A 14,049-nucleotide genomic window follows, 5' to 3' on the forward strand; every position below is an offset into this window, starting at 1 on the left:
CCCTCCGGGACGGACAGGGCTTTGAGGTGCTGGTCCATCTGCTGCGGCGAGAGCTGCCGGCGGGCGGCGGCCCAGGTCTCGTGCAGGGCGGGCACGGGCTGCGGCACGGCGCCGAACACGGCCTCGGCGAGCCGGTGGCCCAGCTCGTCGGTGTCGATGGCGCCACCCCCGTCCGGTCCCGAGACGAGGGCCAGCACCATCTGGCCGGTCGACATGTGCTGGCCAGAGCGCGACGGACGCGATGCCCATCCACCGGGTGGCGGCGGGGCGGTCGGCGAGGGCCGTGACGCTCAGGGCCGCCATCAGTCCGCCGGCGAACAGGGTGACCGTGGACTGGGCGGCCTGCGCACGGCCCCGGGCGACGCTGACGGCCTGGACGAGCTGGGAGTAGTAGGTCCGACACCGAGGTGACCACGGAGTCCAGTACCTGTTCGTACTCCTTGCGGTCCTGTGCCGCGTCCGGACCACCGGCTGCTTCCTGTGCCGAATCCCCGGCCGCCCCCTGGTTCGGGGGACCGGCCACCCCCTGGTCCACCGCCACCGAGTTCCTCCACCACTCAACAGACCGCGAAAGTGCAGATTTCACAGCCTGTCACCGAAGGATCATCAGATCGCGAAGGCCGCCTGCGGCACCCCTTTCCCCGCGCCGGGCACGACGAGCACCGAGCCGGACATCGGGTGCGGTGCGGCAAGGCCCGTACGGGCCGTGGTGATGTACAGGTCGGTCAGGTCGGCGCCGCCGAACGCGCATGCGGTGGGGCGGCGTACGGGGAGTTCGATGACGCGGTCGAGGTCGCCGTCCGGGGTGTAGCGGCGGACCGCTCCGCCGTCCCAGAGGGCCACCCACACGCAGCCGTCGGCGTCGACGGTGAGGCCGTCGGGGAAGCCTTCACCGTCCGGGATGACCGCCAACTGCCGCCGATTGAGCGGAAGTTGGTCCTCGCCGACGTCGAATACGTCGATCCGGCGGGTGGGCGAGTCGATGTAGTACATCAGCCGGCCGTCGGGGCTCCAGCCCGTGCCGTTGCTGACGGCCACGTCGTCGAGGATCGTGCGGACCGTGCCGTCGGGGGTGATCCGGGACAGTGTGCCGCCGCGCGGCGCCTCGTCGTAGCGCATGGTGCCGCACCACAGCGAGCCGTCGGGGGCGACCGCCGCATCGTTCGCCCGGCGGCCCGGGACGGGCTCCCGGTGCAGCCAGCGGAAGGCCTCGCCCGATCCCGGCGGCCCGTAGAGCCCGACGCCGTCACGGAGGTTGACGACCAGGCCGCCGCCCGCGCGGGGCTTGGCGGCGCCGACGTGCTGTTCGGTGACCATGACCGTGCGGTGCCCGGTGCCGGGGTCGTACGTATGGACCCGGGAGCCGAGGATGTCGACCCAGATGAGCCGCTGTTCGCGCGGGTCCCAGGTGGGGCCCTCGCCCAGGGCGGCGTACTCCCGTACCGCGACCTCGACGGCCGTCATCCGACGCTCCGGTGACCGAGCCGCTCGGACAGCTCGGCGGCGCCCTTCGCGGCGAGCTGCTCCAGTTCGGCGCGGCGCTCGTCGCTCCAGCGGATCATCGGTACGGAGATGGAGAGCGCGGCGACGACCTGTCCCGTACGGTCGCGCACCGGGGCGGCGACACAGCTGACGTCCGGGTTGGACTCGCGGCTCTCCACAGCGATGCCGCGGCGGCGGATCTCGGCGAGGGCCTCGCGCAGGGCGGCCGGTTCGGTGATGCTGTTCGGGGTCATCGCGACCAGGTCCGCGTCTTCGGGGATGCGGGAGGTCAGCTCGACGTCGGGGAGCGAGGCGAGCAGCATCTTGCCGACGGAGGTGCAGTGGGCGGGGAGCCTGCGGCCCGCCGCCGACACCATGCGCACGGCGTGCGTGGAGTCGACCTTCGCGATGTAGATGACGTCGGTGCCTTCGAGGATGGCCACGTGCACTGTCTCGTCGCAGGTCTCGGCGACGGAGCGGGCGACCTGCTGGCCCTCGGCGGCGAGGTCCAGCTGCTCGGCGTACCGGCTGCCGAGCTGGTACGGGCGTACGCCGAGCCGGTAGCGTCCCGGCTGACCGGGCACCTGGACGATGTACGACCGGGCGGCGAGCGTGGTGACCAGCTCGTGCACCGTGGTGCGGGGCAGCTGTAGCTTGCGCACGATGTCGGGGGCGGAGAGAGTCCCGTCCCCGTCGAGGAAGAGCTCCAGTATGTCCAGAGCTCGGGTCACGGCAGGTACGAGGCGTCCCACAACCGGCCCCCTCCCTATGTTCGAAATTTCAACAGCCGATCGGCATGACGAACACAGGCTAGTCATATGGGCTTGGGCGGGCAATGGGTGAGGCGGGGGTGGCTGGGTGGGGGGCTTTGGACGGAGCCCGCCTTTCGAGGGAATCCGGCTGGCCGACCGAGCCGACCGAGTCGGGTGGGTAGGTGGGAAAAAGGGGGTCAGCGGGGGCGGGGGGCTCCCAGTTGCCCCCGGAGGCGTTGTGCCCGTAGCACCAGTTCCAGTTCGAAGCGGCGGTCGGGGTCGTCTATCTCGTCGCCCCACAGTTCGCGGATCTGGCGGAGGCGGTAACGGACCGTCTGGGGGTGGACACCGAGCCGTGCCGCTACCTCGGGGGCGCCACCGCGTGTTTCCAGCCAGGCCAGCAGCGTCTCGGCAAGGCGCCGCCCATGCGTGGGCCCGCAGTGCGCCAACGGCGCCAGACAGCGGAGTGCCAGGTCGTCTATGAGCTCCTCGGGCTGGAGCAGCACCAGGGCCTCGGTGTGCTCCGTGCAGTGCAGCACCTCCCCGCCCGGCAGCAGCCCCCGCTCCATGAGCCGCACCGCCGCCTCGGCCCAGCGCAGCGACTTCGCCGCGTCGGCCAGCGCCACCGGCGGCCCGATCGCACCGGACCACCCGGTCAGCGCCCGGTACAGCAGCTCGGGGCGGCCCGCGGCGTCCGGCTCGGGCACGACCATGCGGGGCTGCTCGTACTCCATGTCGAGCAGCACGCTCTGCCCGACGGCGGGCGCGACGGCCTCCCGGGCCGGGCGCAGCAGCACTCCGACGGCGATCCTGTCGGGCAGCGGCCAGCCGATCCGGGCGGCGCGTTCGACGAGCGCCTCGGCGGTGTCGCCCCGGTGCTGGTGCTCGGAGAGCAGTAACTCCATCAGGCGTCGCTGGAGGCGCAGCCGCTCCCCCGCCTGCCGGGCCGCGGCTTCCGCGTAACCCCGTACGGACTGATCCACCAGACCGTCCAGATACTCGTATCCGGCGTCGACAAGCTCGTACATCGCCGGTGGCGGGATATCGACGCGCTGCCCGATCTCGGCGAACCGGCGCCAGGCGAGTCTGACCCCCAGCCGGTAGATCGCCTGGAGCGAGTCGAGGCTGCGGCCGTGCAGCCCCTCGCCCCGGCCGAACTCCTGAAAGACCTCGGGGTGGACTCGCGGGCGCCCCTCCGCCGTCTCCAGGTGCTGCACGAAGACCTCGATGGCGCGGCGGATGCCGACCAGGGCCATCGGCTCGCCGGAGTCGTCGAGGACGAGGGGCAGATGCGGGTACTCGCGGCGGATCTCGCGCAGGATCTCCTCGGCGAGGGCGGGCGCCTCGGCCATGGCGATCGCCGCGAACTGCCGCACCTGGAGACGGGGAACGTCATGCCAGGCCGAGCGCACGGTGACGGTTCCCGGTCGGGCGCTCACGGTCAGCGCTCCTGGTCGGCATTCTCGTAGGTGATCAGTGGTGTGTTCGGCTGGTCGGGGGTCGCGTCGAGCAGCGCGACGATGCCGAGCGCGGCACCCACGGCAAGCACGGTGGCGGCCGCGACGGTCACTGCGGCGGCGAGCAGTCTGGACATCGCAGGGTCAGCCTCTCTGTCGGAGGTCGTCCCCACCCCGGGCCACTCCGCCCGCCTCCGGTCACCCATGGTCGTGGGTCACTCGTGGTCGTGCGGTGTGCGGCCCCTGCCCTTACCCCGTCACCGGTCCCGCCCGGTGGCGTCCACCGGTCCCGTCCGGCAAGTCCACAGTCTCGACAATGCATTGACACCCCGTCAAGGGTGCGCCTACGGTTCCCCGCCCATACCGCACGTGCACTTTCCCTCCTGGTGTCGACGCACCCGTATCACCTCGTATCGCTGGATAACACCCGTGCGTCGAGCCTCCTCACGCCCCTGGAGTGCCCGGATGCGCCGGAAAGCCACACCCCTCTCACTGATCCTTCTAGGCCTCGGCACCTTCCTGCTCGTGCTGGCCCCGATGCTCGCCTGGTACGTGGAACCACGTGCCGCCGTGAACCCGATCGACATCGACACGACCGCCGTCTACACCGGCACGGGCAGCGTCTTCGACGTCAGCCAGGTCGAGACCGTGCCCGGTCAGAAGATCACCGTCACCCAGCAGGTGCGCGGCGATGTCGCCGACAGCGAGCGCAGTGGAAACGCCGTCTGGGACGTGACGACCACGGTCGACACGGACCAGTCGCTGCCGGCCGCCGACCCGCACGACGCCCTGGAGTTCATGCCGGGCCGCTGGGTGACCGACCGGAAGACCAACACACCGGTGCACTGCTGCCAGGAGAAGCCCTACTTCCAGGGCGAGGCCTACCTCAAGTTCCCCTTCGACGTGCAGAAACGCGCGTACCGCTGGTGGGACAACTCCCTGGGCGCGACGGTCACTTTGCACTACAAGGGCACCAAGAAGATCCGCGGGTACGAGGGTTACCGGTTCACCGGAACCGTCCCCGCGACCAGGACCGGGACCCGGCTGGTGCCGGGCGCGATCGTCGGGGAGCCGCAGCGCAGCCAGGTGCTCGCCGAGGAGTGGTACGCCAACCACCTGATCGAGCTCGTCGTCGACCAGCGCACCGGCCGGGTGATCTACGCGCAGGTGGGCCCGCGCAAGACGCTGCGCGCCCCGGGCGGCAAGACGGACGCGGCGGTGCTCCTGGACAGCCAGAAGCTGGCCTTCACCGCCGCGACCCAGCAGGACCAGGTGGACCAGGCGAAGACCGAGAGCGGCCAACTGCGCATGGTGGGGCTGACGTTGCCGATTGATGCCGGTGTGCTCGGTTTCGTACTGGCCGCACTGGGGGCCGTTTTGGTGGTACGCGGGCGACAGGATCCGGATACGTCCGAGTCGTCCCAGCTTCCGCTCACGATGTGATGTGGCGTCAGCTCCACAAAGGCCGGAAATTGTCATCTCGGTGAGTAGCCGCATCGAACCGCCGGGCGAAAACTGTCCAACCCCACCCGAGCACAGCCCGCCCACATTCCCGCTACAGCCAACGCCCAAATCCCCCACAGTGGGCAGATTCTCGGCCCTACCCCGACGAAAGACCAGAGCGACCAGAGCATCGCCGCCCGGCGGCAGCTTCAGAGATCCGCACACCGAGAGTTTCAGAGATCCGCACCTCGCCCTACCCCCCACGCTGAGTTCCGCACCCTGAGACGAGTTGGAGCACCCATGCCCCAGCACGTGCCTTCCCCGCTGCGCGCCGCGTTCCCCCGCCCCGCGCAGTACGTCCCGGCGCTTCCCCCACAGCCGCGCCGTATCGTTTTTCTCGCTCGCCGTGATCTTGGCAATCCCGCGGCGGGCGGCTCCGAACTCCTGGTCGACCGCCTGGCCGAAGGGCTCACCGAGCTCGGCCACCAGGTGACCCTGCTGTGCGGCGGCCCCGCGGCCTACCGCGACTACCGGGTCGTCTCGGCGGGCGGCGACCTGGGGCACTATCTGCGCGCCCGCCCCGCCTTCCACCGTCAGGTCGGCGACTGCGACCTCCTGGTCGAGGTGTGCAACGGGATGCCGTATCTGGCACCCCTGTGGCACCACGGCCCCACCCTCTGCCTCGTCAACCATGTCCATACGGACCTGTGGAAGATGCGGTTCGGCGGACCGCTGGCGCCCGCCGCCCGGCTCGGCCGAAGACTCGAACACTGGGCGCTGGCCGGCGCGCAGCGCCACAATCTGCTGGTCGCCGTCTCTCCGTCGACGGCACACGCCCTGCGCGCGATCGGGGTCGAGCGGGACCGCATCCGGGTCGTGCACAACGGGGTGGAGGAGCCGGGGCCGCGGGCCGAGCGCTCGCCGGAGCCGTTGTTCGTGGCGATGGGACGGCTCGTCGAGTACAAGCGGATCGATCTGCTGCTGCGGCTGTGGGAACGGGTCCGCCCGGTCACCGGCGGCCGGCTCGTGATCGTGGGCGACGGCCCCGAGCGGAGCCGTCTGGAGCAACTCGCGGGCCCCGGAGTGGAGTTCACCGGCCATGTCTCCGAAGCCGAGAAGCACCGGCTGCTCTGTGCCGCCTGGCTGCTGCTGCACCCCTCCGCCGTCGAGGGCTGGGGCCTGGTCGTCACCGAGGCGGCCGCACGCGAGACCCCGGCCATCGCCTTCGACGTGCCCGGGCTGCGTGATTCCGTGGTGGACGGCGAGACGGGTCTGCTGGCCCGCGGCGAGTCCTCGTTCGCGGCGGCCTGGTGCACCCTCGCCCTGTCCACCCACCGCCGCACCCACATGGGCAAGGCCGCCCGCGACCGCGCGGCCCGGTACCGCTGGAACCACACGGTCCGCCAGTTCGGAGCGGTGGCCGCGGAGGCGGTGAGGGGCTGGGCCCCATGAAGGACCCCTCGATACGCAGATCCCTCGCCCTCTTCCGTGCCTTCCTGCACGAGCAGGACGACCCCGGGTCCTGCTACGCGCTGCTCGCCCGGGACGCCGCCGACCAGGTCGAGGCGTACGGCGCCGTCGAGGGCCGTACCGTCGTGGACGTCGGCGGCGGCAGCGGCTACTTCACCGAGGAGTTCCGGCGGCGCGGGGCGAATGCCTATCTCTTCGAGCCGGACGTCAGGGAGTTGGGGCCGAAGCCGCCCGACTCGGCGGTCGTCGCGGACGGATATCTGCTGCCGCTCGCGGACGGCGTCGCCGACGTCTGCTTCTCCTCCAACGTCCTGGAGCACGTGGCCGATCCGCAGACGTTCCTGAGTGAAATGGTGCGCGTGACCCGCCCGGACGGGCTGATCTACGTGTCGTTCACCAACTGGCTGTCCCCGTGGGGCGGTCACGAGTGGGCGCCCTGGCACTACTTCGGCGCCGAGCGGGCGCGGGCCCGCTACCGCCGCCGTACCGGCAAGGCCGCCAAGCACACCCTCGGCGAGAACCTCTTCGCCGTGCACATCGGCACCACCCTGCGGCAGGTGCGCGCCCGTGACGACGTCACGGTCGTCTCGGCGCGCTCCCGCTACTGGCCGTTCCTCGCGGGCGCCGTCGCGAAGGCGCCGGGGCTGCGCGAGTTCGCCACTTGGAACCTCCTCCTCATCCTCCGGCGGTGTCCACCATGACGAGCACGGTCCAGGCTCCTCCCCCAGCAGCCGTCCGCCCCACCGCAACCGCTTCCGGCCCCCCGGAGGGGCCGCGCTCGCGGCGGTGGCTGCTGGGGTTCTGGGCCGTGGTGTTCGTGCTGTTCCTGGCCGTGCACCCCGGGCGGATGACCTTCGACACCAAGCTCGGTGTCGCGCTCGACCCCTGGCAGTTCCTCTCCGATCTGGGCCAGTTGTGGCACGACCGGGGCGGCTTCGGCGGCATCCAGGACCAGTACGTCGGTTACGTCTGGCCGATGCTGCCGTTCTACGGCCTGTGCAAGCTGATCCATCTTCCGGTGTGGCTGGCGGAGCGGCTGTGGCTGTCGCTTGTCGTGTCCGTCGCCTTCTGGGGTGCGCTGCGGCTGGCCGAGCGGCTGCGGATCGGGAGCGGAGCGAGCCGGCTGCTCGCCGCCGTCGCGTACGCGCTGTGGCCGGTGTTCACGATCGTCGTCGGCTCGACCTCCGCGGCCGCGCTGCCCGGCGCGTTCCTGCCCTGGGTGCTGCTGCCGCTCACCAACGAGCGCTACAGCGCCCGTATCGCGGCCCTGCGCTCGGCGCTGATCGTCCCCTTCATGGGCGGTGTGAACGCGGCCGCAACCCTGGCGTCGCTGCTCCCGGTCGGGCTGTATCTGCTCTCCCGCCCGCGCGGGCCCCGGCAGCGCAAGCTGATCGCCTGGTGGGTGCCGGGCGTGATCCTGGCGACGGCCTGGTGGTGGATCGCGCTGCTGCTGCTCGGCGTCTACGGCGAGAACTTCCTTCCCTACGTGGAGACTTCGGGCACCACGACGGCCACCATGTCGGCCACGGAGGGTCTGCGCGGCGCCGGCAACTGGGTGGGGTATCTGCACTTCGGTGAGGCCTGGCTGCCGGCCGGCTGGACCGTCGCGTCCTCGGTGATCGTGATCGTCTGCTCGACGCTCGCGGCGGGACTGGGCCTGGCCGGGCTCGCGAGACGTGATCTGCCCGAGCGCCGCTGGCTGGTGCTGACCGTGCTGTCGGTCGCGCTCATCACCCTTGCCGGGTACGGGGGTTCGTTCGGCGCGCCCTTCCACGGCACTGTCCAGGACTGGCTGAACGGCTGGCTCGTCCCCTTCCGCAACATCTACAAGTTCCAGACGGGACTGGCGCTCGCCCTCGTCCTCGGCGTAGCGCATCTGGTCGGTGTCGCTTCGCAGACGCGTGGCGCCCGCCCCGTGCGCGGCCGCCGCTTCGCCCCGCTCGTCGCGGCCGTGCTGATCCTGCCGGGACTCGCCTGGCCGTATCTCAACGGGTCGATCCTGCAACCGGGTTCGTTCCAGCAGCTCCCCAAGTACTGGCAGACCACGGCCGACTGGCTGAAGACGTACTCGCCCGACTCCCGCGCCCTCGTCGTGCCCGCCACCGCGCACGGCATCTACACCTGGGGCTCCCCCATCGACCAGCCCCTCGACGTGCTCGCCGACTCCCGCTGGGCCCAACGTGATTACGTCCCGTTCGGCACCGCGGGCAACCGGCGCGCCATGGACGCGGTCGAGCAGGCACTGATGACGGGCGGCCAAGTCCCGGGCCTGGCCGACTACTTGAGCCGTGCCGGCCTCTACTACGTCGTCGTACGCAATGACCTGGACCCCGATCAGATCGGCTATGTCCCGACCACGACCGTGAAGCGGACCCTGGAACAGTCCGGCTACCAGCGCGTGACCGGATTCGGGCCGGTCATGACCGGTGGGCGGATCGCGAACGACACCCCGTTGCAGGTCGAGGGCCTGTATCCGCGCCAGCGCGCCGTCGAGATCTACGAGCCTGCCGACAAGGCCGTGCCGAGGCCCGGACAGGCCGCGCTGAAGGCGATCGCGGACACCGCCGTCGTGTCGGGCGGCCCCGAGGCACTCCTCCCGCTGGCCGCCGACCCGTCGATGCGGGGCCGCGCCACCGTGCTGACCGGCGACAACCATCCCGGCCTCGGCACCCCGGACGTGCAGGTGGTGGGCGACGGGCTGCGGCGCGCCGACACCCGCTTCGGCCTGGTCGACGCCAACACCTCGTACACGTACACCCGCGACCAGCGCAATGACAGCGACAGCGTGCAGGACGCGGGCAAGAAGCCGCACCAGATCCTGCCGACGAAGGGCATCCAGCACCAGACGGTGGCGCAGCTGCGCGGCGCCCGCTCGGTGACGGCCTCGTCGACCGGCAACTGGCTGTTCTATCTGCCGCAGTACGACCCCGTGAACGCCTTCGACGGCAACCCCGACACGGCGTGGGCCGAGGGCGCGGCGGGCTCCGCGAACGGGCAGTGGCTGCGGATCCGCTTCGAGGGGTCCGTGGACGTGCCGTCGTCGTTCAAGGTGACTCCGCTGCCGCAGGACGGGGTGCGATCGGCCGCGACCAAGGTCCGGGTGGAGACGGAGAAGGGCTCCGCCACCAGCTACCTCCAGCCCAACGGCATGGCCCAGTCGATCAAGGCCCGCCCCGGCTCGACCAGTTGGATGAAGATCACCATCGTCGGCTCCACGAAGCAGCACGCCGGTCTCACCGGTGCGGGCTTCTCCGAGATCGACCTGCCGGACGTCCAGGTGACGCGCCTGCTGAAGCTCCCCACGGACGCCGCCGGCTCCGACGCCTCCTCCGAGATCGTCTCCCTGCACCGCACCACCGACCCCACCGGGCTCTCCCCGACCGGCACCGAGGCGGGCCTGCACCGCAGCTTCTCGACGTCGACGGCGGGGACGTACGAGATGAAGGCGAGCGCGGTCCCGGTCGCGGGCGAGGAGCTGGAGAAGCTGCTGTACGAGGTCGCGCCCGAGCAGCAGAGCCAGATCACGGCGACGGCTGACTCGACGGCGAAGCTCGGCGCCGGGCTGTCGGCGCGCAACCTCACGGACGGCGACCTGACCACGGCGTGGATCGCGGGCGACAACCCGACGATCCATCTGAGCTGGCCGGACAAGCAGCCGATCTCGTCGATCGTGCTCGCACCCGCGGGCGGCCTGTCGACCCGCCCGACGAAGGTGAACATCAGCTCCCCGGACGGCGCGGCGATCGTCGGCGTCGACGAGAACGGCTGGGCCCGCTTCGACCCCATCACCACCGACCACCTCGACATCACCGTCACCGAGACCGCACCGCTGACCGTCCACAACCCGGTCGCCGACGCCGACCTCCAGCTCCCGGTCGGACTCACGGAGGCCTACATCCCGGGACTCGACCAGTACCGCACCCCGCAGCCGTCCGGCACCCGGAAGTTCTCGCTCGCCTGCGGGAAGGGGCCGGTCGTCGCGGTCGACGGCAAGCTGTACGAGACGAGCGTGCAGGGGACGGTGGACGATCTGGTCGAGCGCCGCCGCCTCGATGTGACACCTTGCCAGGAAGGGCGTACAGACGCCGCCTTGGAGCTCTCCGACGGTTCGCACACCGTCGAGGCGGGCGACGCCGGACCGCTGGCCCTCACCGACGTGACACTGACGAGCGGCACGGTCGCCGAGGCGGCCACCGCCGGGCGCGAGCTGAAGATACGTGACTGGCTGGGCGACCGCCGCGAGGTGACGGTCGGCTCGGGCGCTGCCTCGTACCTGACGACGTACGAGAACTACAACGACGGCTGGAAGGCCACGCTGAACGGCAAGGAACTCACGCCGGTACGGCTCGACGGCTGGCAGCAGGGCTGGCAGATCCCGTCCGGCGCGGGCGGCACCGTCAAGCTGTCGTACGAGCCCTCGACGACGTACGAGGCCGGGCTGATCGGCGGCGGAGTCGCCGTGGCGGGCCTCGCGGGCCTCGTCCTGTGGCGCCGCCGCTCGCCCAACCCCGACGCACCGCAGCCGGTGCCGCCGCTGCCAGGACTGTGGCCGGGCCTGGTCGCGCTGACCCTGGTCGGGATCGTCATCGCGGGCTTCTTCGCCCTGCTGGTCCCGGCGCTGGCCCTGCTCGCCCGGAGGCGGCACGCACTGCTCGTACCGATCGCGTTCCTCGCGCTCGCGGGGGCGGGGATCGCTGCCGCGACGGGGGCGGGGTCGCCGATGTCGGCGGACGAGGGGGCGTTCGGTCCCGCAGCCCAACTGCTGGCGCTGATCGGGCTGTTCGCGGCCCTGGTGAGCGTACGGGAGCCGGGCCCGGCCGGGACCGCCGCCTCGCGGTGGGAGGTGCCACCGGGTACGTCGGAGGCGCCGACCGCACCGCTGCCGCAACGGGTGCGGGGCGAGAGCGGGGGGCCGGGGGCCTTGCCCGCGGGGTTCGAGGAGAAGTCCGGGGCTGGGGGCACGGCGGCCGGGGAGAAGCCGGGGGCGGAGTCACTCGCGTCGGGATCCGAGCCTGGGGCATCGGCACCGGTGGCTGGCGTGTCGGCTTCGGCTCCCGAGCCCGGCGTATCGCAACCCGGGGCAAGCGCGTCGGAACACGTGGCCGTGGCGTCGGAACCCGTGACCGGGGCGTCGGAACCCGTGACCGGGGTCGCCTCCGGCCCGACCCTCTCCGCGCGCGGCCCGGGGTCGGCGCAGCCCGAGCCCGAGCCTCCGACCGCCCGCGTCGCGTTCCGCAAGCCGAGGTTCAGGACGACACCGCCCGAGGACGACACGGGGAGGGGCGAGGCCATATGACAGCGGTGGAGCACCCGGCACGGGACGGCACCGACGGTCCGGTCCGGCCCCCCGTACGCGTCCCGTTCCCGGTGGTGGACGAGGTCGCCCGGCACTGCCTCCAGGAGGAGGAACCGGAGACCGTCCACATCGAGGTCCATCTGCCAGGCAGCCTCGACCCGGACCGGCTGAAGAGGGCGTTCACGGAGGCGCTCCGCCGCCACCCCCGCATCCTGATGCGCGAGGCGCGGGGGCCCTGGTACCGCCGCCGCTACGAGTGGGAACTGACACCGGGGCCGGACGTGGAGGTCGTCTCCTTCCCACCCCCGAGCCGTGACGCCCTCAGGGACGCGAGGACACGGGCACTCCTGACAGCCCCACCGCTGTCGGCGTCCCCACCGATACGCCTGGAGGTGGTGGCCGGCGCGGGCCCGGCGGTGGGCAGCGAGGCGACGGACGCGGTGGGCGAACCCGCCCCCACTACGGGCCATCGTGCCGCCGGCCCCACGTCCGGGCACCCGGCCCCCAAAGGCACAGTCCTCTTCCTCACCATCAACCACACCGCCCTGGACGGACCGGCCTGCCTCCGCATCCTGGCCACCGCGGCGGAGCTGTACGGAGGCAAGGACGACACCCCGGCCGCACCCCCCGTACGCCCCCCGGACGCGACGGGACCGGCCGACGTGGACACCCCCTCCACCTGGACCCCACCCGCCAGAGTCGCCCACGGCACCCCCGAACCCTCCCCCGGCAACGGCCTCCTCGTCACCGAGCTCAGCGTCCCGCGCCGCCCCAAGGGCTCCCCCTACACCGTGAACGACCAGCTCATGGCCGCCACGGCCCTGATGATCGCCCACTGGAACAGGGAACACGGCGCGCGCCCCCGCCCCCTGCGCATCACGATGCCGGTCGACGACCGTCCCCGGGGTGCGGACATGCCGATCGGCAACGGGACACGGCTCGTCGAAGTCACCTTCGCGCCCCAGGAGTTGGACGCGGACCGGATGGGCGAGCTGCTGCGCCGTACGGCGAACCGCACCCGCGCGCTGAAGTCTGTGGACCGCCCCCAACTCGGCCATGGAGCCGCCCTGTTGACGGCCCCCGTCGTCCCGGTCGCCTGGCGTGCCGCAGTCACCCGGGGCCTGCGCAGAGCGGCCGGCCCCTGGACGTCGACCACACTGCTCAGCAACATCGGCCGCATCCCGTACGCCCTGGACTTCGGCCAAACAGCCGGCCGCGCGCACGCGGTGTGGTTCTCCGCCCCCGCCCGCATGCCCCGCGGCCTGACCGTCACCACCGCGTCCAGCGCGGGCCGCCTGCACCTCGCTCTGCGCTGGTCGCGCACCCTGCTCAGCCATGGCGACGGCGCCCACCTCCGCGACCTCTTCGAGCACTATCTGCACGCGACGGAGGTGGACGACGTATGACTCCCACGACCACAACATCCCCTGTCCGCAGAGGGCTTCGCGACTTCTACGAGGACCCCACCGTCCCCGTCGCCTCCGGCACCCCGCGCAGTCTGCGCCAGGCCCGCATGCTGGCCGCCGCGCTCGGACCGGCCACGGCGGGCGCGAAGACCGTGCTGGACATCGGCTGCGGCGACGGCACCGCGGCCGCGACCGCCGCGCCCCTTCTCGCCGGACACCGTCTGGTCGGCGTCGACTGGTCGCAGGACGCCCTCAGACGCGCCCACGCCCACATGCCGTACGCCATCCGCGGTGAACTCACGGACGGCGGGCTGCCGTTCGCGACCTCGTCGGCCGACGCGGTGCTCTTCAGCGAGGTCGTGGAACACCTGGTCGACCCGGACGACGCACTGGACGAGATCCGCCGAATCCTGCGCCCCGGCGGCCACTTGATGCTCTCCACCCCGAACCTCGCCGCCTGGTACAACCGCGCCCTGCTGCTCGCCGGCGTCCAGCCCGTCTTCTCGGAGGTGAGCCTGCGCGCGATCCACGGCCGGCCGGGCAAGGAGGTCGTGGGTCATCTGCGGCTCTACACCGCCCGTGCGCTACGGGAGTTCGTCACCGCGTCCGGCTTCGAGGTCGTACGTCTGGCGGGCGCGCCCTTCCACGGCGTACCGCGTCCACTGCGCCCCCTGGACCGGCTGGCCTGCGCGGTTCCATCGGCCGCCTCCATCCTGCTCCTGCACGCGCGAAGGACGTAGCCC

Annotated in this window: 10 protein-coding genes; 6 read left to right on the forward strand and 4 right to left on the reverse strand. The window is 71.8% G+C overall.

The genetic code is table 11. The features are described 5' to 3' along the window. Positions 1-606: 606 nt before the first annotated feature. From OG975_RS15165 to OG975_RS15180, 4 genes are all read right to left on the reverse strand, one after another. Entirely contained in the window at positions 607-1,464 is an 858-nt protein-coding gene (locus OG975_RS15165; RefSeq protein ID WP_406329673.1) for an SMP-30/gluconolactonase/LRE family protein, read from the reverse strand. Continuing rightward, on the reverse strand, positions 1,461-2,234 hold the full coding sequence (locus OG975_RS15170) for an IclR family transcriptional regulator (protein ID WP_406329674.1): 774 nt from the start codon (positions 2,232-2,234) through the stop codon (positions 1,461-1,463). The genes OG975_RS15165 and OG975_RS15170 overlap by 4 nt, the downstream gene beginning before the upstream one ends. Before the next feature lie 197 nt (positions 2,235-2,431). After that, entirely contained in the window at positions 2,432-3,673 is a 1,242-nt protein-coding gene (locus OG975_RS15175; protein WP_406329675.1) for a helix-turn-helix domain-containing protein, read from the reverse strand. A 2-nt stretch (positions 3,674-3,675) separates the two neighbouring features. Further along, positions 3,676-3,828 (reverse strand): hypothetical protein, encoded by a 153-nt coding sequence (locus OG975_RS15180; RefSeq protein ID WP_327428456.1) that lies wholly within the window; start codon positions 3,826-3,828, stop codon positions 3,676-3,678. 328 nt (positions 3,829-4,156) lie between these two features. Between OG975_RS15180 and OG975_RS15185 the strand changes: the two genes are divergently transcribed. The 6 genes from OG975_RS15185 (at position 4,157) to OG975_RS15210 (ending at position 14,046) form a co-directional block, all read left to right on the forward strand. After that, positions 4,157-5,134, forward strand: coding sequence for a DUF3068 domain-containing protein (locus OG975_RS15185; protein ID WP_406329677.1), 978 nt, complete (start codon positions 4,157-4,159; stop codon positions 5,132-5,134). Positions 5,135-5,434: 300 nt separating this feature from the next. Beyond that, entirely contained in the window at positions 5,435-6,586 is a 1,152-nt protein-coding gene (locus tag OG975_RS15190; RefSeq protein ID WP_406329678.1) for a glycosyltransferase family 4 protein, read from the forward strand. Then, complete coding sequence (locus OG975_RS15195; protein WP_406329679.1) at positions 6,583-7,305, forward strand: class I SAM-dependent methyltransferase; 723 nt, start codon at positions 6,583-6,585, stop codon at positions 7,303-7,305. Before OG975_RS15190 ends, OG975_RS15195 begins: the two co-directional genes overlap by 4 nt. After that, a complete protein-coding gene (locus OG975_RS15200; protein ID WP_406336277.1) occupies positions 7,302-11,900 on the forward strand; it encodes an alpha-(1->3)-arabinofuranosyltransferase family protein in 4,599 nt (1,532 codons plus the stop codon). The genes OG975_RS15195 and OG975_RS15200 overlap by 4 nt, the downstream gene beginning before the upstream one ends. After that, the gene (locus OG975_RS15205; protein ID WP_406329680.1) at positions 11,897-13,306 is read left to right on the forward strand and encodes a condensation protein; all 1,410 of its coding nucleotides are present in this window, start codon (positions 11,897-11,899) and stop codon (positions 13,304-13,306) included. Before OG975_RS15200 ends, OG975_RS15205 begins: the two co-directional genes overlap by 4 nt. Then, positions 13,303-14,046 carry a class I SAM-dependent methyltransferase gene (locus tag OG975_RS15210; protein ID WP_406329681.1) on the forward strand — a complete coding sequence of 248 codons (744 nt, stop codon included), beginning with the start codon at positions 13,303-13,305 and terminating at the stop codon, positions 14,044-14,046. The genes OG975_RS15205 and OG975_RS15210 overlap by 4 nt, the downstream gene beginning before the upstream one ends. Positions 14,047-14,049: the final 3 nt, after the last annotated feature.

Origin of the sequence: Streptomyces sp. NBC_00203 (assembly GCF_045206325.1) — a bacterium.
GTDB classification, from domain to species: domain Bacteria; phylum Actinomycetota; class Actinomycetes; order Streptomycetales; family Streptomycetaceae; genus Streptomyces; species Streptomyces lutosisoli.

Coding starts and splice junctions, on each gene's coding strand:
- OG975_RS15200 (WP_406336277.1), top strand. CDS start 7,302: ATGACGAGCACGGTCCAGGCTCCTCCCCCAGCAGCCGTCCGCCCCACC.
- OG975_RS15205 (WP_406329680.1), top strand. CDS start 11,897: ATGACAGCGGTGGAGCACCCGGCACGGGACGGCACCGACGGTCCGGTC.
- OG975_RS15190 (WP_406329678.1), top strand. CDS start 5,435: ATGCCCCAGCACGTGCCTTCCCCGCTGCGCGCCGCGTTCCCCCGCCCC.
- OG975_RS15180 (WP_327428456.1), bottom strand. CDS start 3,828: ATGTCCAGACTGCTCGCCGCCGCAGTGACCGTCGCGGCCGCCACCGTG.
- OG975_RS15210 (WP_406329681.1), top strand. CDS start 13,303: ATGACTCCCACGACCACAACATCCCCTGTCCGCAGAGGGCTTCGCGAC.
- OG975_RS15195 (WP_406329679.1), top strand. CDS start 6,583: ATGAAGGACCCCTCGATACGCAGATCCCTCGCCCTCTTCCGTGCCTTC.
- OG975_RS15165 (WP_406329673.1), bottom strand. CDS start 1,464: ATGACGGCCGTCGAGGTCGCGGTACGGGAGTACGCCGCCCTGGGCGAG.
- OG975_RS15185 (WP_406329677.1), top strand. CDS start 4,157: ATGCGCCGGAAAGCCACACCCCTCTCACTGATCCTTCTAGGCCTCGGC.